The 19,496-nt window shown below is 67.2% G+C and carries 19 protein-coding genes; 13 read left to right on the top strand and 6 right to left on the bottom strand.

Annotation, left to right across the window (positions count from 1 at the left end; translation table 11 throughout):
• Nucleotides 1–47 precede the first annotated feature (47 nt).
• Entirely contained in the window at nt 48–920 is an 873-nt protein-coding gene (locus IPK71_05680) for a CDP-alcohol phosphatidyltransferase family protein (GenBank protein ID MBK8213224.1), read from the top strand.
• A 94-nt stretch (nt 921–1,014) separates the two neighbouring features.
• Here the strand turns inward: IPK71_05680 and IPK71_05685 are convergent, their stop codons facing one another.
• Both IPK71_05685 and IPK71_05690 read right to left on the bottom strand, forming a co-directional pair.
• Nucleotides 1,015–1,374, bottom strand: coding sequence for a hypothetical protein (locus IPK71_05685; GenBank protein ID MBK8213225.1), 360 nt, complete (start codon nt 1,372–1,374; stop codon nt 1,015–1,017).
• Between the two features lie 187 nt (nt 1,375–1,561).
• Complete coding sequence (locus tag IPK71_05690) at nt 1,562–1,888, bottom strand: hypothetical protein (protein MBK8213226.1); 327 nt, start codon at nt 1,886–1,888, stop codon at nt 1,562–1,564.
• 434 nt (nt 1,889–2,322) lie between these two features.
• Here IPK71_05690 and IPK71_05695 point away from each other — a divergent pair, with 434 nt between their 5' ends.
• Both IPK71_05695 and IPK71_05700 read left to right on the top strand, forming a co-directional pair.
• Complete coding sequence (locus tag IPK71_05695; GenBank protein ID MBK8213227.1) at nt 2,323–2,529, top strand: hypothetical protein; 207 nt, start codon at nt 2,323–2,325, stop codon at nt 2,527–2,529.
• Complete coding sequence (locus IPK71_05700) at nt 2,529–2,765, top strand: DUF2132 domain-containing protein (protein ID MBK8213228.1); 237 nt, start codon at nt 2,529–2,531, stop codon at nt 2,763–2,765. Before IPK71_05695 ends, IPK71_05700 begins: the two co-directional genes overlap by 1 nt.
• A gap of 85 nt (nt 2,766–2,850) precedes the next feature.
• Here the strand turns inward: IPK71_05700 and IPK71_05705 are convergent, their stop codons facing one another.
• Together IPK71_05705 and IPK71_05710 are read right to left on the bottom strand one after the other, a co-directional pair.
• Nucleotides 2,851–3,969, bottom strand: coding sequence for a hypothetical protein (locus IPK71_05705; GenBank protein MBK8213229.1), 1,119 nt, complete (start codon nt 3,967–3,969; stop codon nt 2,851–2,853).
• 230 nt (nt 3,970–4,199) lie between these two features.
• Complete coding sequence (locus IPK71_05710; protein ID MBK8213230.1) at nt 4,200–5,618, bottom strand: hypothetical protein; 1,419 nt, start codon at nt 5,616–5,618, stop codon at nt 4,200–4,202.
• A gap of 270 nt (nt 5,619–5,888) precedes the next feature.
• Between IPK71_05710 and IPK71_05715 the strand changes: the two genes are divergently transcribed.
• The 9 genes from IPK71_05715 to IPK71_05755 all read left to right on the top strand — a co-directional run bounded on the left by IPK71_05715 (nt 5,889) and on the right by IPK71_05755 (nt 14,833).
• Nucleotides 5,889–6,389, top strand: coding sequence for a hypothetical protein (locus tag IPK71_05715; protein ID MBK8213231.1), 501 nt, complete (start codon nt 5,889–5,891; stop codon nt 6,387–6,389).
• Between the two features lie 52 nt (nt 6,390–6,441).
• A complete protein-coding gene (locus IPK71_05720; GenBank protein ID MBK8213232.1) occupies nt 6,442–7,041 on the top strand; it encodes a hypothetical protein in 600 nt (199 codons plus the stop codon).
• A gap of 65 nt (nt 7,042–7,106) precedes the next feature.
• Entirely contained in the window at nt 7,107–8,222 is a 1,116-nt protein-coding gene (locus IPK71_05725) for a hypothetical protein (GenBank protein ID MBK8213233.1), read from the top strand.
• 798 nt (nt 8,223–9,020) lie between these two features.
• Nucleotides 9,021–9,449: a hypothetical protein gene (locus IPK71_05730; protein ID MBK8213234.1), complete on the top strand. Its 429-nt coding sequence runs from the start codon at nt 9,021–9,023 to the stop codon at nt 9,447–9,449.
• A gap of 764 nt (nt 9,450–10,213) precedes the next feature.
• Nucleotides 10,214–10,561: a hypothetical protein gene (locus IPK71_05735; GenBank protein ID MBK8213235.1), complete on the top strand. Its 348-nt coding sequence runs from the start codon at nt 10,214–10,216 to the stop codon at nt 10,559–10,561.
• A 147-nt stretch (nt 10,562–10,708) separates the two neighbouring features.
• The gene (locus IPK71_05740) at nt 10,709–12,034 is read left to right on the top strand and encodes a serine/threonine protein kinase (GenBank protein MBK8213236.1); all 1,326 of its coding nucleotides are present in this window, start codon (nt 10,709–10,711) and stop codon (nt 12,032–12,034) included.
• Nucleotides 12,035–12,252: 218 nt separating this feature from the next.
• Nucleotides 12,253–12,882, top strand: a complete 630-nt coding sequence (locus tag IPK71_05745) for a hypothetical protein (protein ID MBK8213237.1) — start codon at nt 12,253–12,255, stop codon at nt 12,880–12,882.
• A gap of 476 nt (nt 12,883–13,358) precedes the next feature.
• On the top strand, nt 13,359–13,877 hold the full coding sequence (locus tag IPK71_05750) for a hypothetical protein (protein ID MBK8213238.1): 519 nt from the start codon (nt 13,359–13,361) through the stop codon (nt 13,875–13,877).
• Nucleotides 13,874–14,833 carry a hypothetical protein gene (locus IPK71_05755; protein ID MBK8213239.1) on the top strand — a complete coding sequence of 320 codons (960 nt, stop codon included), beginning with the start codon at nt 13,874–13,876 and terminating at the stop codon, nt 14,831–14,833. Before IPK71_05750 ends, IPK71_05755 begins: the two co-directional genes overlap by 4 nt.
• Before the next feature lies 1 nt (nt 14,834).
• Here the strand turns inward: IPK71_05755 and IPK71_05760 are convergent, their stop codons facing one another.
• Nucleotides 14,835–15,377: a helix-turn-helix transcriptional regulator gene (locus IPK71_05760; protein ID MBK8213240.1), complete on the bottom strand. Its 543-nt coding sequence runs from the start codon at nt 15,375–15,377 to the stop codon at nt 14,835–14,837.
• On the bottom strand, nt 15,367–16,254 hold the full coding sequence (locus IPK71_05765) for a serine/threonine protein kinase (GenBank protein MBK8213241.1): 888 nt from the start codon (nt 16,252–16,254) through the stop codon (nt 15,367–15,369). Before IPK71_05765 ends, IPK71_05760 begins: the two co-directional genes overlap by 11 nt.
• A gap of 183 nt (nt 16,255–16,437) precedes the next feature.
• On the opposite strand from IPK71_05765, the gene IPK71_05770 reads away from it, so the two are divergent.
• Entirely contained in the window at nt 16,438–17,289 is an 852-nt protein-coding gene (locus tag IPK71_05770) for a hypothetical protein (protein MBK8213242.1), read from the top strand.
• Nucleotides 17,290–19,496 lie beyond the last annotated feature (2,207 nt).

The following is a 19,496-nucleotide window of genomic DNA, read 5'->3' on the forward strand; positions in this document are numbered from 1 at the left end:
GGCGTTTCGCTTCGCACTGGGTCGGTGGCTTCGCACGGAGGGCCGCCATGACCGACGTATCCCCGACCGACGAGGTGCTCGACGCCTACGTGAACCGGCCCCTCGCGGCGAGGCTCGTCGCCCTCGTCGCGCCCGTGCGTTGGATCACCCCGAACACCCTGACGGCGGTGTCGGCGGCGATGGGCACGCTCGCTGGGGTCACCCTCGTGCACGCGCCCGCCGCGGCGGCGCTCTTTCTCTTCGGGAGCATGGTGATCGACTGCGGGGATGGGCAGCTCGCGCGCGTGCGAGGCGGGGGTACGGTCCTCGGGCGCATCCTCGACGGGTACGCCGACTACTGGGTGGCTCTCTGCCTGCACGTCGGGCTCGTCTTCGCGCTCGTGCGCTCGGGGGTGACGTTCTTCGGGGTCGCCCTCTCGCCGCTCGCGATCTTCGTGCTCGTGCTCGCGGCGGGTGTGTCGCAGGCCCTCCACGCAGGCCACTTCGACTTCGAGAAGCGTCGTTTCTGGGCGTACACCGGCGTCGTTCGCGAGCCGGAGACCCCCGACACCTACCTGCGTGCCGCGGCCGAGAGCCGTGGTGTCGCGCGCCTCTTGCTCCGCGCCTTCGCGATGTACGTGCGCGCCCAACAAGCCGAGGGGACGGACACCCTCGTGCGCGAGGCCCGCGCGACCTCGTCCGACCCCGAGAGCGCCGCGCGTTACAAGCGTGAGCACGCGTGGCTCGTGCGCCTCTGGAGCCTCTTCGGGCCCACGTCGCACAACGGTCTTTTGCTCGTCATCGCGCTCGTCGCGGCCGCGCAGCCGGGCGCGCTCGTCGCCTACTGCGTGGTCGCGCTCGTCGTGGTGAACGTGTTCGCGGCGCTGGTGGCGACGCTCGAGAAGGTGACCGCGGGCCGTCTCGTCCATGCGTCGCGCTGAGTGACGATGCGGAGCGCGGCGCCTTCGACCGCGCGTTCGCTCGAGCGCCCAAGAGACCTCCCCACGACGTACGAGGTCCGGTGGGCGAGTCACCTCACCCGCACTTGGCGGCGGTGTCGGTGCCCGCGCAGTCTGCGGCGGCCTTGATGTTGACGATGCACCCGTCGACCTTCGCGGGATCGGCGCCGTTGTCCTTGATGTTCTGCGCGCTGTTTTGTTTGCACGCGTCGAACGAGTTGGTCTCGCACTTGGCGACCTCCGTCGCGGGGAAGCAGGCGAGATCGGCTTTGCGCTGGCAGGCCGCGGCGAGCAAGCGCTTGCACGTCTCGTCGACGGAGATGGTGGTGGGTGTCGTGCTCGGAGTGCCCCCGCCTCCGCTGGTGGTCTCCACGGAGCAACCTTGCGAAACGATCCCGAGAGCGGCGAGCACGACGCAGACGACAGAGGTTTTCATGGTGCCACGCTGACAGCTCGCGCCGCGCGAAACAACGCTTGGTTTTGCCGAGATCGGCACTCCGACCAAAACCGGATGGGATTCGAGGGGTTAAGATACGCGATTCGTGCCGTGGTCACTCGAGCGACCGTAGGCGGAATGGGCAGACACGCCGCTGCGCGAGGGGTGTCGCTCGGCGGCGCGACGCTCACACCGTGAGGGCCACGACCTTCCCGATCGCGACCAGCCCCAAGACGATCCAGAGCGCCGCCGCGGGCAGACCGCGCTCGCGGAGCTGTGTGCGTGCGGCGTGGAGCTCTCGCTCGGTGTCCGGCGCGCCCGCCTCTCCGCGCGCAACGAGCTCCTTCACCACGCCGAGCCCGCCCACCACGACGACGAGCGTGCGCACACCATGGGCCACGACCGCGGCGAGCAAGAGGACGGCGACGATGCCACCGAAGCCCCAGACGACCCCCGTCGCGCCCGTGCCCTTCGGCCCGTAGTCACCCGAGGTGAGTGTGAGGAGGGACCCCACGACCGTGACGCCAAAGGTTACCGCGACCGCGGCGAGCAAGCGTAAGGGCAAGCGATGGCACTGGCCCGTGAAGGTGCGCGCTCGAGCGAGGGCATCCCAGAGGGCGCTCGTCTCGACGCGGCTCACGAAGCGCCCGCGCTCGAAGACGCCCGCGAGGCGTAGTCACCTCCGAAGCGATGGTGGGGACGAGAGCTCAAGCTATGAACGCTATCGCCCACCCCACCCGCCGGCAAGGCGCGTCCTCCCGGCCCTCTCTTGCGGAGCGGCGTGTGCGTGCGGGCTCGGAGCGACCCTCTCGCCCGGTGCAGCCCTAACAGCACCGAAAGGTGACGTCGGGTTGGGCGCGCTCCAGCTCCGCAGGGCCATCGGCCGGCGAGGAGCTCGGGGTCGCCGAAGGGGTCGCCATGGAGCGCACCTCGCGGTAAGACCCCGCCATGCTCTCGTGGAAAAAGCAGGGGACGGGCCTTCGTGGCACCGAAGGTCCGTTCGTCGTGAACGTCGTTCCCAAAGGCGATGGTCGCTTCTCGTGGGAGATCTTCGCCGACGGCGCCGACAGCCCGCAGGCCACCGGCATCGGGAACTCGCTCGGCGCCACGAAGACCGCGGCCGAGCAGTACGTGAAGCGCTCGGGGCGTGTCTGATGCCCACCCACGACGCGAACGGCCGCCCCATCCGTGAGCTCCACGGGGTGAAGCTCGCCGACATTCTGGAGTACCTCGTCGCCAAGGTGGGCTTCCCCGCGCTCGCCGAGAAGATCCCCATTCGCTGTTTCGCCTACGATCCGTCGATCTCGTCGAGCCTCGTCTTTTTGCGTCGCACGCCCTGGGCGCGCGCGAAGGTCGAGGCGCTCTACGTGGAGCTTCGGCTCGCCGAGTGAAGGGGGCTCGCCCCTTGTGGCCCGTCAAACTCCCGGCTGCCGAGTCAACGTCGGCGACGCCGAGGCTTGGCGGAAGAGCGTGGCGCTACGGCCGCGTGTCGATTTCGGTCTCGTCGAGGAAGTGCCCGTCCAAAGACTCCGTGCGTACGATGAGACATCGAGGAGGTGTCGCCTCGGAGGGCCGCGCGAAGGCCAGGTCGATCGTGACCAGCCCGTTCCTCGCAGGGAAGGGCCCGTTGTCCGTCGGAGATGGTCGGCCCCAGCTGTCGATGCTTGTGGGGCAATCTCCGAGGCTCGCGTAAAGGAGGACCTCGGTGGGTGAATCGTGGAACACCCTCAAGGAAAAGCGCATGTCTCCGAGCCGCCTCTCGAGTGCGACCGCGGCGTGGACGACGTCGTCCCCCGGGCATGGGTTCAGGCCCGCGTTCGCGCGCCGATTCGAGTACATCGTGGCGACCTCGACCGGGTAGTCGACCGGGTCGGTCGTCGGGCAAGCGCTCGAGCCGGGGATCTCGAGCGCTGCGCCTTCGCTCCATGCGTACGAGAAGGTCCTCGCGCGCTGCCGCCCACGCCCGACAACGCCGTAGGCCGGCGAAACCCGCGGGGAAGGGTTCGTGACGGCTGCCAGGAGCCATCGGCTCAATCCGACATACCGAGACACCGCGAGACCGGTGAGAGGGCTCGCCTCGGACGCCGCGACCAGGTAGGGAGTCCGTCCCACGCTGCCGTGCAACCCATCGTATCCCAACATCCCCGTGCCCATGCCCGTACGCGGCGGAGGGGTCGCGAAGGGCCTATTCCCTGTTTCCCGAGCATACCAATCTGGGGCTACCTTGGTGTCCACGGGGGCGATCACCGTCAGGATGTCGTCGGGCTCGAGCGGTCCGAACGCGCCCGCCGACAGACCCTGCCCAATCCACGACTCGATGCTGGCCCTCGTCGAGAACGCCCCGCTCGGGGGCGCCGGTACGACGACCGAGCGGCGAAACGCGAGATCACCTACACCATATTCCCCGACGGCCTCTCGCCAATGCCTCGTGCAACCGTACGACCCGAGGAACCCTTCCACCTCCGCGCGTGTGGGGTCACCTTCGAAGAACACGGCCACCACCTTCGGCCGGGTGAGCACGGCGCCTCCGCCCGACTCGAGCTTCGCGAAGGGGTGAATCGCGAAGAACTCTCTCCGGGTGGGATCGGTGGGCATTTCCGGGAGAAGGGATGGACCGCCTGGGTCGCGAGGCGGCCCGCAGCGCTCGAACGACTCGACAACATAGGCCCCCGAATCGTCGCTCCCCGCTGCGGGCGCTTCGGCCGAGTCGCACGGAAAGAGAGCGCAAGCGGAGGCCGCCGACGCGAGGGCCGGCAGGAGTGACGAGAGTAGCCGGCCAGTTCGGCCGGAGCGGGACGGACGCGCGACCTCCATGGCAAATCCCCTCATGGCTCGGCCCGGCGCGACGTCTCGCGGCAGCCAGGGAGCCTCAGCGCGACGCCGGTCGTGATGTCGGAGACGACACCGTCCGAACGGGCGTCGAAAGCGTGAGTCCTTGCGGTGAGGGCTGCGTCGACGCAGCCCTCGGCCACCGGTGACCTCAAGAAGATCTCGATCGATCGAGACTGACCGTCCCGAACCCTAGTCGTGTTCCATCCCTCGAACCCCAGGGTGTTTCGTAGATCGCTTGCGGAAGTGGGGACGTACCCGCGAACGTCGAGTCGCTGGGTGGTCCTACTCTGCCTCGATGGCAGCACCCATGCCTCGAAGAAGCTCGTCGGGTCTTCGGCAAAGAATTCGAGCGTGACCGCGAGGACGGAGTCGCCTTGGCGCAGGTCCGGCGAGGGGCGAACGGAGTAGTCGCGAACGACGGCGCATCTGTCGATGGCCTCCGTCGCAATGCAAGGCTGCCACCCGGCTATGGCGCGCCGGTTCGAGTAGGTTCGCGCGACCGCGAACGGGTAGGCCTCGGGTTGCACCGGGTAGTCCGTCGTGCAAAGGTCGGGGCCTTCGCGAGGGTCGGAGCGGCTGGGCTCGGGCGGGATGGGCGTACTCGACACGATGGTGACCCCCGCCGAGATCTTGCTCCACGCTGGCGCTGTCTCTGGGAACGGGTTCATCGCGAGCTTCATGAGCGTGCGCGAGCCCGCCGTGGTTCGTCTCGCGAGCGCCGCGCGCGAATCGGCTGGCCACCCGCAGGTACGCACGTATCCGTACGGGATCCCGGCAGCCGTGGCGTGGCCTCCTTCGTCGTCTTCGCACGCCCTGTGCGCGGCGGGGCTGTAGTCGCTCGGGAGATGAAAGAGCACGACGTCGTCGGGGGTGAGCTCGCCCAGCTCACCTGCAACGATCCGCTCTCCGACCCACCGCTTGAACGCAGCGTGGTCGGTGGTCATCTCCAGGGGAGGAGAGTGGCGAAGTGCGATCGAGCGCGCGGCGAGAAGGTCGCCTACGCCGTACTCGCCCACGGCATCGCGCCAGGCGGGCGTGCACCCGTACGAGCCGAGGAAAGCCTCCGTGAGAGGGCGGAGGGGATCGCCTTCGAAGAAGACCCCGACGACCCGAGGGGAACGAAGGATCGGGCCACCCTGGTTCGTCACGGTCGCGAGTGGATTCCTCGAGAAGAATTCGGCTCTTCGCCCTCCGACGGGAATGGGAGAGTAGGCGTCGGGGGGGCGACGTTGCGTGCACCGAGCCACGCTCCGCAAGACCACCTTCTGGGGTTCCGTCGAGGCTGCGTCGGGCTCTTCGCGCGCACCGATGTCATCGATGGCTTCCCGTACCTTCGCGAGCTGGCCGCAGTTCGCGCCGTTCGGCTCGCAGCCGGCCAAGGTCGACGCGAGGACGACAAGGGCCCACCCCATGGCGGGCGCCCTCGGTCGAAGATGCCAAGAAGCCTTCCGTCGATCCCGTCCGAGAATGTGCTGATCGACCCGTACGGTCATGGGGTGTGTGCTCCGGGGCGGACGCTCAGCAACCCACGTGCCACGGAGGTAGTCGTTCATTTCCGTGGACATGCGCTCTCGCGGTGACGTTTTTGGTCCATGGCGTCGAACGGGCTGTCGCTTCTCGTCAGGCATGATCGTGGTGAGGAACGGGCCGTGCCTCGTCGTACGGCGCGCTATCGTGCCGCGATGCGGATCGTCCCTCGCCTCGCCGTGGCTTGTCTCGCGATCGCCGGGTGCTCGAGCTGGAAGCTCTCCACGCCGCCCACGACCGCGCTCGGGCCAGAGTCGGTACCGCCGCCAGGCGCCGCGAAGGTGTGCGTGATCCGGACGGCCGTGGTGGCGATCGCGCTGACGTTCCCTACGCGTGACAATGGCACGCTCGTCGGCGCGACGAGCGGCCCGACGTACTTCTGCTACGCCGCCGAGCCGGGGGAGCACGAGATCACGTCGGAGGCCGACGAGGTCGACGTCGCGCGGCTCACCGCAGAGGCCGGGAAGAGCTATTTTCTCGAGCAGCGGGTCGACTTCATCTTCGGCTACGTGAAGTGCCGCTCGGTCTGGGTGGCCGAGCCCGAGGCCGCGCGGCTCTTTCGCGCGTCGTACCCTGGGGCGTTGGTCGAGGTGCCGGGCTCCGAGAGGCTCCCACCGGATCGCCCTTACGCACGCGCGAAGCGTCGCCCGGGTTGACGCGCGACCTCGCTCGGAGCCGCGCGCCCTTTGGTGGCGTACTCTTGGCTCCGTGAGCGTCCAAGAGGTCGTCGCCGTCCGTGTGGAGAGCTTCGCCGAAGGCCTTCGGGTGAGCTCGCGCCTCGCCGCGCAGACGGGCGCCCTGCCGCGGTGGGCGGCCGTCTGGCTCGATCCCGAGCGACCCGGCGATCGCGCGAGGCACGCCACGCTTGTGGCGCACTTCGAGGGCCGTGTCGCCGAGGTGCTCCCTGCCGCGCCCGAGGCGCTCGTCGTCTGTGTCGCGAGCCCCACACCCGAGGACATCGCCGCGCTCGCTGCCGCCGCGCACGAGAGCCCCTTCATCGTGCACTTCGGCCCGCCGATGTACGTCGGTGAGACCGGACCCGAGGCGCCGTGGCTCGCCTTCGTCGACCCCGCGGGGTGCGCTCGTGAGGACGCGCGCGTCTACCGCATCGAGCTCGCGGGACGCGCCGAGCCCCTCTCGGTGGGAGACAGGCCTTGGGACACCTGCTTCGCTTTCGGTCCCATCGCGGCGCAGGGCTGGGAGATTCGGATCGTCACGATCCGCGATCACCTGCCGAGGGCCGCGCTCGTGCGCTGGCTCGCGGAGGCCATGGAAGTCCCCGAGGAGGCCGTCATCCTCGACCCCTAGCGCGTGCGCCGTGGGCGCGGGATCTCGGTATGTCACACACGGCCTGGCTTGGGAGACGTAGCTTCATGAACCTGTTCTTGTGTGTGGGGTCGCTCGTGTCGGCGGGGATCGTCGCGTGCGCCGCACCCGCTGCGCGCCCGTCGGAGACGCGAGCGCCAGGCCCTCCGGCGTCGGCGCCGACCGCGTCCGTGGTCGGGAGTGCGCCGAAGGCCCCCGTGCTCGAGCCGTGCGCGCGCCTCGAGGCCCGACGGCGTGCGCTCGCGGTGCCGTTGCCCGACTCGCTGCGGGCCGAAGCGTTCACACGCTGCCGAACGACCGACGCGGGCGCGCTCGGGCTCGTCGCGACGCGCGCGCAGGGGGACGCCGTGACGTTCGTGGTGGCGCTCGAACGCGCCGATGGGACCTCGGCCACGTCGGAGCCGCGGACGACGATCGAGGCCACCCTCGCGCCCGAGCTCTTGGTCGTCTCGCGCCCGGGCTCGGCCTCGTGGGTGACGGCCAAGGTGGCGGGCCAGCTCGTGCCTCTCCCCTTCGGGGCACGTGCGCCGGTGCAAACGCGGGCCTACTTCGCGGACGCGTTCGGCGGCGCTCCGGATGCCGAGTACCCGTGGGTCGATTTCGTGCCCGCTGCCAACGGCTATCTCCTCGACTTCGAGCTCCCGAGCCTGCGCTGGGGTGATCCGGTCCCCTGCGGAGGTCGGCGGGAAAGGCAGCTTCATGGCGTGCGCGTGCGCATGCCTCTCGACACGGCGTTGTCTCCACGCGACGCCCAGGAGCCATGGGGCTCGGTCCGCAGGGCCTGTGCCGCCGCTCCTGCGATCGCGGAGGCGTACCGCGCGGAACTCTGGGTCGCGGCGCAGTGCGCGCGCATCGGGGGGCTCGACGTCACGAAGGTCCTCGACCAGGTGAAGGCGCGGTGCGGTGTGCTCGCCGCCCGCGCGGTCCCGCTCGTGGTTTCCGTGGCGCGGGCCGACGCGAGAGCGCGCGACGGAAGGGCTCCCGAGAAGGACCCGCGCCCGGCCCGTGAAGAGCTCGCGCGTGTTGCGCCTCCGAGCGCGTGTTTCGCCGACCAAGACCGGCTCTGGGACGTCGACTACACGGCGCGCATGGCTCCCTTCGTCGTGCGTCGTGTCGCGCTCGACCCGGCGTGGGCGCTCGGTCTGCCGCGCGTCGCGCCGTGAGCGAAGGGCGCAGCCGCGTCGAAGGTAGCGCGCTCGGCGCTCGCGAGAGAGCACGTCCCAAGGCCCACCATTCGCGCGCGTCTCGCCCCGCGCACCCGGGCCCCGTGTTGCGTTCGTGGCACGCACGCCGTCAGCACCCACGCGAAGTGTTTTTCGCGTGGCGCGCACGCCCGACACAGGTGGGCCAGGTCTCTCTGCCGTGACCTCCCCGCCGTCACCACATGCCCAACGTGGATGCTCCGTGTGCCGCACCGAAAACACACCTGGGGGACGTGGTGTGACGCGTGGGAGGGCCGGCGGGGCACCCCGGCAAGGTGGGCTAACTGCTCGAAACAATTCGGGAAGTACGATGGGTGGTGGGCGCGGCGAAGAAATCGACGAGGCCGTCACGTTTCTTCGCAACACGCGCCGGGTGCGAGCCGAGACACAGGGGCGACGCGAGAGTGCGGCGCACTTCAAGGAGCCTCGAATGAAACCAGTGCGAAGTGTGGGTAATGTCTCGTCCCTCCATCTCCCGGGCATCGCGGCCGGGCTCAAACAAACGACCGAAGGCGTCACGCTGAGCGCCGAAGAGTCGAAGCGCCTCAAGAAGTTCTTCGTCGCGGTGAAGCCGCTCGAGCACGAGACGAAGGGGCGCATGCAGGCCGACCTCGCCGAGGCGAAGGTGGGCGCCATCGACCTGCGGGTCGACCGCAACTGGATCGTCCTGCGCGATCTCACCGAGGCCTACGCTCGGCTCGCGGGCGTGACGGAGCTCGGCGACGAGGCCGCGACGCTGCTCAAAAGTTCTTCGCCGACATGTCCTTCCTCAGGCGCGACACGGCGGCGCAGGCCGAGCACGGCAAGGCGCTGCTCGTGTGCCTCGAGGAGGAGCCGATGTCGAAGGAGCTTCGGGCCATCCTCCGCCCCGCGCTCGCGGTGCAGAAGGTGGAGCACGCGGAGTACGAGGCGGCGGTGCAGGAGAGCCTGGTGACGCTCGAGCGCGTCTCGGCGCTGGCCCCGCTGCGGCGCGACGCCGCGGACGCGCTGCAGTCGTTCGTTACGCTCGCGGAGGCGATGGCGACGACGAACGAAGAGATCGCGGCGCTCCCCACGATGCTCGCGCCGGTGGACGCGATCTTGGCGAAGGTGAAGGCGTCGATGGCGAAGGGCGAGGACAAGCGGGACGAGAAGCGCGGCTCGAAGGCCGACGAGAAGCCCGCGCGGCCCGAGGAGCCGCAAGACTGACCGTGACGTGACGTGACGTGAGAAGAGCCGGGCCTTGGGGCCTGGCTCTTTGGTTTTTGTGGGGGCGTCAAGCGTGCCGAGCGCCACCTCGTGGTTCACCACGATGGTCGGCGGGCACCGTACGGGTACCTTACAGAGGTCACCCGAGGAGCCTGGGCGGCTCGGGTGGTGGGGAGGCCGGAGCTATGCGAAGGAAGGCGATCATCGGACTCGTTGGACTCGCCGTGGCCGTATCCGCAGCGTGTACATCGGAGGACCCGATAGGGAGCCCCCTTCCGGCCGGCTCATCTACCCTTGGCGACGCTGGTTCGCCACCGAACGACACGAACTGCGGTGGTCTCTGCGCGAACCCGCACGGGAGTACCGCGTGCGTGGGAGGGGTGTGCGTCCCCGCGTGCGCCCCGGGTCACGGCGACTGCGACGGGAAGCCGAACAACGGGTGCGAGACGGACCTCGCCCTCCCCACCTCGTGCGGGTCATGCAACAGCCAGTGCACGCTGCCCGCCACATGCGAAGCGAGCGGCGGTGGCCACACGTGCCGAACATGTGAGCAAAAGGGCCTCAAGTCGTGCCCGGTCGCCGCGGGCGCGCAGCAGTGTGTCGACACATCGAGCGACCCGAACAACTGCGGGTCGTGCGGGCTCGTGTGTCCCGGAGGAACGTGCAAGGGCGGGCACTGCGATTCGTGTACTGTCGTCGTTCCTGCGGGTCAGACCTGGACATGTGCACGCAACGCGCCTTGCAAGGAGCTAACTTGCCCGAACATGGTGCAAACCCCCGCGAATCGGATCTTCGGCACGTTCTCAGGAACTGTCGCGGGCGACCTGGAGGCCAAGGTCAACGTATTCACCATGACAAGCAGCGGCGTGGGGGCCTACGAAGCCTACGGCCCGGATCGCGAGCAGAACTACTTCTGCGGCAGCTCCGCGTCGACGGCGAGTATCTCGTGTTCCATTCCAAAAAACTCCGTGGAGCCAATGCTGAATCTTCAGGACGGTCAGGTGGATGGGTCGGGAAAGATAATCGTGAGAGTAACCGGAGCGTGCGGAGCAGACTCGCAGTTCTGTCGCATTCAAGCTGGTGCCAAGCTGATGATACACCACCTCAACTAACTATGGCAGTTGGGGCAACCGATTGCCGCGCCGTCTCCGCTGGTTGAAGCGACCGAAGCGAACGCGGTTGAACGGTCCCGGGCTGAACGCACGGCGGGGCACGCCATCCGGTAGACGGGCCCGCCCCTCGCCGCGTATGCTCTCTCCATGCGGACGTCCGCAGGGGAAGAACGCGTTGGGCGGACGCTCGGCAAGTACACGCTCCTTCGTGCCATCGGTGAGGGCGGCATGGCCGTCGTTTACGAAGCCCTGCATCGCAACGGCAACCGCGTCGCGCTCAAGTTGTTGCGCCCGGAGGTCTCCGTCGGGGCAGACGTCCGAGCACGCTTCGTTCGTGAGGGCTACGCCGCGAACAAGGTACCCCGGGGGGCCGTTCGGATCCTCGACGATGACGAGCGTGACGGCCTCGCGTACCTGGTCATGGAGCTGCTCGACGGCGTCACGCTTGATGTCTTCGCCCGTGCCGTTCTCGACGAGCAAAGCGGGCGCGGGGACCGACGCCCCGTACCGGCCGCCCTCGCGGTTGCGATAGGAGCTCACATCCTGGTCACGCTGAGCCTTGCCCACGACGCAGGCGTCGTCCATCGTGATATCAAGCCCGAGAACGTGTTCCTCGAGCGGAGTGGCACCGTCAAGCTGCTCGACTTCGGCATCGCGCGCGTCGCCATGCCCGGCGAAAAGTCGAGCACCGTGACGGGGCGTGTACTTGGAACTCCGGCATTCGCCTCGCCGGAACAAGCCTATGGGAGGCGCGCCGAGGTCGACGCGCGGAGCGACATCTACTCCGTCGGAGCAACCCTCTTCACGATTCTTTCGGGCAGGCTGGTTCACGAGGCCGATTCTCCCGAGGAGGCCCTTATTCTCGCAGCGACGGAGCCGGCTCAGAAGCTTGGTACAGTCACCGATATTCACCCGGCTATCGCGGAGGTCGTGGATCGAGCCCTACGTCATGAGCGCGATGAGCGCTGGCCCACTGCCGCGGCGATGGGCGCGGCGCTTCGCGAAGCGCACCGTGTCGCCTTCGGTGCCCCGGTGCCGGATGTCCTCGACTTCGGTTTAGGCTCGAGTGGGCACTGCGAGGCCGAGACCGTCATGCCGTCGCCCCGGCGTCGGCTCGTGGGAGTTGCGGCGGTTGGCGCCGTCCTCGTAGGGCTTGTCGGCGTCGGTATCCCGCGTTCGAGAGGTCCCGTCGACGGGGGTGAAAGGGCACCCGCAACGGAGATTCACGTTGACGACGCCGCCGCAGTGCCGGCGGCGGCGCCTGCGCCGTCCCAGGCCGAACCTCCGTCTCACGACGCTCCTCAGCCGGCGCACCTCGAAGCGGCCCGCAGTTCGGGAGCGGCTCCGAGCGCGCCAGGGCGTTCGCGGTCCGCGCAGCTACCGAAGGCAGTACCGTCCGTGGTGTCGAGCTCTCGCGCCTGTGGGGTCGATATTGACGAGGATGGGCGAAAGTGGCCCCGGCGGTGCCCGTGAGGTCTCACGCGCTCGCGCTCGGGGCAGGGTGCGGGCTCGGCGTGCTCCTCGGGTTCCTTGGGAGCGCGCTCGCCGAACCGTGCTTGGACTCCAGCGACGAGGCCCGCGCCGCCCTGAAGGCAAGGCACCTCATCGAGGCTCGCGCCAAGCTCAGACTCTGTGCGGCGAGCGAGTGCGCGCCGGAGGTGAGGACCCTTTGTGATGAACGCTTGGCCGAGGTGACAGAGCGCATTCCGACCGTCATCTTCGACGCCAAGCGGGCGGATGGAGACGACCTCTTCGATGTAACGATCACGATTGATGGTGCCCCGCGACCTGACGTCGCGATGGGCGCGGAGGTTGCCCTCGACCCGGGTCCTCACGAGGTCGTGCTGCGAGATGCGCGCGGATCCACCGTCGAACGGCGCATCGTCGTGATCGAGCGGGAGAAGGCGCGGCGTGAGCACTTCTCCTTCGGTGCGCCGGAGCTGCGTTCGCGAGCCGCACCGGAAGTGGAGCGCGTCAAGGTCGAGGTCCCTGTCGTGTATGCCGTTCCGCGGAGCGTCGTGGTGGCCCAGGGGGCTGGGCTCTTCGCGCTCGGGGGCGCCACGATCGCCGCACTCGTGGGGACGAGCTTCGGGGTCCTCGCGGTCACGCGCAACGACGCGGCGAACTGTGACACCGCGAACGTGTGCGAGTCGCCGGGGGCACGGTCCGAGGCGCGTGTGGCAGCCACGGTGTCGACTGTGACACTTTTGTCGGCGCTAGGGCTGGGGGCGATCGGTGTAACGCTGCTCGTGTGGCCCAAGGCGCCGCCTCGCCCCACGCGGCTAAGCGTCACTCCGCTCGGGGTCGTAGGTAGGTTCTGATGGGAGCGGAAGCAACGTGGACCCGGACCTTTGGAGCCAGCCTGTTTGCGTGCGCGCTCGGTGTGTCCGGGTGCGCGTGGATCCTTGGCGGACTTGGGGAGGCCATCGATCGTCCTGACGCCGCGTCGGCTCCCAGTTTGGGGGAGGCTGGTTGGGACGGCGCTCCGTCATGTCCCGGCGCGTTGCCGGGATATCCGTATCGCCGCGCCTTCGTCCTCGACGGGACCGACGCCTCCGTAGCGGACTACACGGTCCAGATCGCACTACCCTCGGACCAACTCGTGGCCGAAGGCAAGGTTCAGCCGACGGGAGCCGACTACCGATTCACCGACGAAGAAGGTCGACCTTTGCCGTTTTGGGTCGACGGTGAGGCAGATGGCGGCCCTCGCCAAGCGCTCGTCCGGATGCACATCCAGCCGGGGGCACGCGGATGGGTCCACTACGGTAACGCGTCGGCGGCGATCGGGGCACAGCGAATGGACGTCTTCGCCCCGGGAATCATCGATGATCCAACGTTCCGGCGCACCGACGGGTGGTGGGTGCAGTTCACGGAGGACCCTGCCGATCGCGTCCCCGCGGAGTGGAGTGTCGGCTACGAGGACGAGGGCGTGCGCTTCAAAGTCGCGAGGAGCTCAGGCAACAATGGCGCGAGCGTCGTCGCGTGTCAGACCGTCACGTTCCCAGGAGGGTCACGCTACCGAGTCGTCTTCGATACGGTGTTCGCGCGCGAGGGCGAAGGCGCGGTCTGGGTCTGGGTTTCCGGGCTCGACCGCCTCTCGGTGTGGGCCCACAGTGTCGTGGAGGGCAACGTCACGATGAACGCACGGGATGAAGAGACCATCACGTTTGACTCCGGGACTCGGGTGATGTGCCTTGGTGCAGGGGTCACGACCGGTGGAAGCGTGAATGCACGGTTCTCGCGGATCCGCGCGCGCCGCGTCGTGACGAACGAGCCTCGAGCATCGGTGGGACGTGAGGAGACGTCGTGCCCATGAAGCGACTCGGGGTGGTTCTCGTCGTCGTGTCGGTGTCGGCGTGCGAGGCCTTCCTCGGGGGGCTGCCGGAAGGGGAACCCGCCGCGAGAAACGTTGCCGACGGTCCCTCTGACGCGAGGGCGGCCTCCCCGCCTCGCGAACCAGGGTGTACGGGGTGGCTCCCCGGTTCACGATACCGGCGTCGCCTCATCGTGCGTGCCCCTGAGGTCGTCCGTAGGTACCCGGTCCGGTTCTCGCTGGATACGCTCCGACTTCGGCGGGAAGGAAAGGTGAACGAGGTGGAGCCTGGGCTCTTGTTGGTGGATGCTTCTGGAAAACCCGTGCCATACGTGTTCGACGGCCCAAGTTTCGCGGATGCCGCCGCGCTGTATGCGGCGATCGACGTGTCGGGGGGAGACCAAGAACTCTACCTTTACTATGGCGGGCTTGGGCGCGGGCTTCCGAGTGCACAGGAGGACGTGTTCGTTCCCGGCATCGTCTTCGATGGATCGTTCGCCGACCCTTCGGCAAGGGCATGGTCCCCGCTGCCCGCCCCTCGTGGCCTCGGCTACGAAATCCGCATCGATGGAGGCCGTGCGCGTTTTACCATGTTGGGAAAGGGCAGCGAAAGCGACCACTCTGTCGGGCTTTGCCAGTTTACGAGTTTTCCCCCAGGCCTCGAATACTCAATCGTCTACGACGCAGGCTTCGTCAGCGCGCCCCGCCACTTCCGCGTGACGACCCAGGGCGTCGGAGGCGCCCCCGTTCCATCGGCCTTCGAAGGCCCGGTCCAGCAGTCCGTCCGCGCGGGGCCCATTCGTCCTGGAGACGCGCTTCTGTGCTTCATGGTCGACAGGCTCTCGATCGATACGGTGGTAGACTTCTGGATCGACAACGTTCGCGTCATTCCCTGGGTCCGAAACGAGCCTAGCGTCGTCGCTGTAGGCCCCGAGGAGCGGTGCGATGGCGGGCCGTGAGCTACCGCCGCACGAGATGCGCGAGCAACGCCCCACGTCCGTCGAGGCCGGACCTGCGAAAAACCGCGGTGAGATGGGTCTCCACCGTCCGCTCCGTGCAGTCGAGGGTGACGGCGATTTCCTTGTTCGACATGCCACGAGCGACCAGCATGACGACCTCGGTCTGCCGCGGCGTAAGCTCCCACAACCGCGCCGTCTGGCAGACGAGCTCTTCGGTCGAGGTCGTCTCACCGAAGATGATCAGGTAGTACGTCGGCCGTCCTTCCACACGCAGAGGTGTTACAAGGGCGGCGAGCGTCGCGTCGGGCTCTCCGAGCGTCGCGATGGCGCGTTTGAATAGTGACCTTCGGCGGGATTCTGACGGCGCGACGACCTTCGCCCCCCGCGTGTTAGCGTGCAGCATCGTCCCGGATTGGGACACGATGAAAGCGGGGAACGAGACCTGCTCGAGGGCCGCAGCAAGGGCGACCTTCGCGAGGGGGCCCTCGCCGAGCAGGCGCGCGAAGGTCAAAGCCGAGGGCGTGGTTGGAAGGTCACGAGACATTGGTCATCTCAGGGAGCCCATGAATGGCGGTCAGTATGGCACCATGCATCGCGCGTGCGTCGGCGAACCTGTCGTCGCGCCGAAAGCAGAGCGCCTTGTCGACGATCCGGACGATCGCCTCGGGAGCAAGCGGGGCACGGGTTCGGAGAGACGGTGCAGGGCGAGTCGCTGCAAGCACCAACCGTTCCATCGGGTTCGCTGCGTCGTGAACGAAGCTCCCCGTGAGCAAGGTGTAGAGGAGGGCCCCGACCGAGTACACATCTGCCCGGGCGTCGACCCTCTTCGCCGCGCCGCGGGCTTGCTCCGGGGCAGCGAATTCGGCCGTGCCAAGGGCATCCCCCGTTGGGGTAACGCGTGGCGAGGATAGAAGTCGCGCCAGGCCGAAGTCGAGCAATCGTACCCGCGAGGGTTGCTCCAGGAACACGTTCGCGGGCTTGATGTCGCGGTGGATGATGTTCTTCGTGTGGGCGGCCGCCAGGATCTCTAGCGTTGCCGTAATGATGTCGAGCGCCCGCCGCGTAGGAAACGGCACATCGGAGCGTCGCCACGCCTCCTCGAGAGTGCAGCCCTCGAGCAGCTCCATTGCCAGGAATGGCGTACCCGATTCGTCGGCACCGTGACGCAGTATGTGCACCGCGCCCGGGTGCTCGACCGCGTTGGCGGCGTAGCTCTCACGCAGGAATCGCTCGCGGGTGGCGAGATCCAGGGCGAGGTCGTGGTGGAGAACCTTGAGGGCCACGTCTTCCCCGCTAGGGCTCCGCGCGCGGTAAACGCAAGCCGCTCCGCCGATCCCCAGAATGGATGCAAGCTCGTATCCAGCGAGGGAGGTCGAGAGCCGTGCCTCAGCCTGGGCACGTACGTGCTCGGAGAGCAGCATCAAGGCAGAGTAGCAGGGACTGTTCCGGCTCGCGGCCTGGAACGGCATGGGAGCGAGGGGCACAGGCGACCGCGCGGTCACAGGTCGCACGCCACCGCAACCGCGGGGCGGCGCGGGGCCGGTTGGGGCGTCCCGATCCGATTCTGCTTGTCGCCCACCCCGCGGGTGTTCGATCCTCGCCGCATGTTCCCTGGGGCGCGCGCGTGGGCAGGAACTGTTGGCGTCTTCATGATGGCTGCGGGTGGATGGCTCGCCTGTGATTCGCGAGCCGGCGTAGCCCGCGACGTGGAGCCGGTAGAGGCGTCGGCCGCCGACGCGAATCCGATCCCGGCTCCACCGGACGCCTCGGGGCCAGCGGATGCCTCGGCGAGCGATGCCAGACCTCTCGATGGGTCGGCCGACGTCGCGCCCCCCGCGATCCATCGTGTCGTCGGGCACGTCGACTACGGTGGCGACGTGGCCGGGGCCACGGTGACCCTCCTCGCGCCGTTCACGATGACGACGCAGACCGATGCGAAGGGCGACTTCGAGCTCTTCCTCCCCGAAGGTCGTACGGCCATCGTCAAGGTGGTTCCGCCCTCGGGCTCCGTGGCGCTACCGATGATCCGAGGCTTCGTCGTTCGCCCGAACGCGCGGTTCCGGCAGTACTATCTCGTCGGGCAGGACGAACGCATGGCGGCGCAAGCCCTTGGCGTCACGGTCGACCCGACGAAGGCGATCGTGGAGGTCGACTTTCGGAACGCGGCCTCCGGCGGATACTCGGCGACGCTCAGGAATGGCCTGGACGTACTCGTCCCCGGGTTCGGCATAGCCGTCGCGTCGAACGGTACACCCACATTGTCGACCTCGACGGTCGCGGGCGGCGGCGGAAGCACCCTCTTCTTGGGGAACCTAACCCCCGCGACCTTTTCGGTCACCCCCAGCTCCCCCGGGGACGCGGGCGCCTGTCAGCCTTGCGATGCGACGGAGCTCCCGATGGAACCCGGCGTCGTGACGTGGGTCGACTTCGAGTGCGGCGCAGCAGCCTGCCAGTAGGTGGCAGGGCGGTCGATACCGCATGGGTGAAACCCGGGAAATCCTCACATCCCCGTCGGTCGCGCTCGGGATTCCCTGCCGATCCCCGTCGGTCTGCCACTTCGAGGGGGCGAATCGAAGCGCAGGCTCGAATGATCCGAGTCGCGCTCGGAAGGCTTTCCGCGCACCTGAAGCGCCTTGCGTGCCCTCGTCGACCGAGTTCTGGGGTCATCTGGCCTTAGCGATATCCGGAGTATATCACCTCGGAGACACTTCCCCTTTGCCCAGGATATAGTTGGCGATCGAGGCACATTGTCGCCCCGTTTGGCAAGAAGAAGGGGCCCTTGAAGTAGTCTGTCGAAATCCAGACATTGGTGAACCCACTGCCGGGACCAGAAACGACAACAAAGCCCTGCCGCGGGATCGTTGGGTCGACCCCGGTGGATAGAGACGTGACCCAGATCGGACCTGTCAACAGAAGCGACTTGTCGCTACATGACGGATTCGCAGCGATCCGCCCGGTCTCCCATCTTCCAGTTGGATGCTGAATTGGAAGCGGCGAGGCGATTTGTGCGCGACTAGACCCTATCCCGAATGAAATGAGCGTCCCGAAGGCGAGAACCATGAGGCCAGTTTGCCTTAGCACACGCATGAAACAGACCTCCTGCGGGAGTTGTTGAAGGCGATCGGCACAACCTGAAAACTAGTGTGGCTCCCACCAGTCACCACCGCTATCGTGGAAACCCACAACGGCGTTCTGTCACCGAAATGGTCGCCTGTCGGACGTCACGCGCGTTTTGCTGGGCAAAGTGAAGCTCGACTGTTTGAACCATGGATCACGGACCTCGCGGTCGTGGACTTCCACGATGGCGCGGCATCGACGATGAGGCAATGCTAGACGCGTGATCCGCAATAGACCCACGCAAAGGTGATGTGGAGCATGATTTGCCAGATCGAACGTGCGTGCACGACAAGAGTAACAATCGCTGCCATCACCGTCTTCGTTGGGACAGTTGGCTGTGCCACGGGCGGAAGTCTTGATGCGCCGACTGGAATTTCAGCCACTAGTCCTGAGGACTCCCCCGTAAAATCGCCGTCAAGCCCCGTATGCGTCGATACGGATCAGCAAACGATTGCCTCGGGGTCCACCGACCCGTCGAACCCTACTATTGCGGACGACCATCTGTACTGGATGTACCATAGCCCAGCCGGAGTGAACAATGCTAACGCTCCGACAGTGGGGCACCTCATGACAGCGGAAATTCCCGCACTCGTACCACGTGAGGTCAGTAGCGCCATTCTACCGGATCGTATGACGCCACGTGCATTTGTGAAGGTGGTGGCAGGTACGGCGTACTGGTACCCGAGTAATGTGACGACTCTAGCGACAGGAAAGACAATGTCTATTGTTGGATTCAGTTTTGAGTCGCCGAGGTGGTCTGACGGGCAGGCATTCTTCTTTGCCGATCGGTCGAATTCGATTCCTCCTATGTTTGGGTTGCGGAGGATTGGGCTTGACGGGCAGGTCTTGTCGGTACCGGACCTGCCGCGGCCAGAGGATGACGGGCACCCGAACTATCGGGTCCTGCCTCAGGCCGGGGCTGGCAATAGTAGTGGACAGTACGTCCTCGCGTGGGCTGGGCGGTACGACGCGAGCGGTGGCAAGGGAGGGGTCTTTGTTGCGCACCTACCCACTGGTAGCGCAAGGTGGAGGGTGGTGGTTCCGCTACAGCCAAAGCCGCTCTCGGGCCACTTTGGATTTCTTAGTGTCCAGAATGGTGAAGTCTTTTGGTGGGACGGCGGATTGGAGGGTGCGAGTGGCAGGTACGTCTCCCGGGTATGGCGCGCCCATGCCGATGGTACCACCGCACCGTCTTCAATCGAGTTGAATGTGTCTCCGCTTCGCGGTTTGTCGGGGATGGTTCGAGCGGGTGAAGGATTCTTGTTAAGCGGTTTCAGTACAGCTGGGTACGAGGCGATGGTGCGCGTCGCGGGGGACGGGTCGATGTTGTCCATGTGGGCGATCGATGGCCTGTACGCGAACGGGAATTCGCGAGAGTCAAGATTCATCTTCGATCGTGGACTTGCGTATTGGTCGGGCTGGGGAGAGCAGCAGGGTGGACAAACGTGGCTCCGGGATGGTCGTGGAAGCGTTTCGGTGCGTTGTGTGCAGGTAGAATAGTTTCACGTGCGCGCGATCTGACTGACGGTGAAGATCCTCCCGTGAA

It is taken from the genome of Myxococcales bacterium, from assembly GCA_016712525.1.
Taxonomy (GTDB): domain Bacteria; phylum Myxococcota_A; class Polyangia; order Polyangiales; family Polyangiaceae; genus JAAFHV01.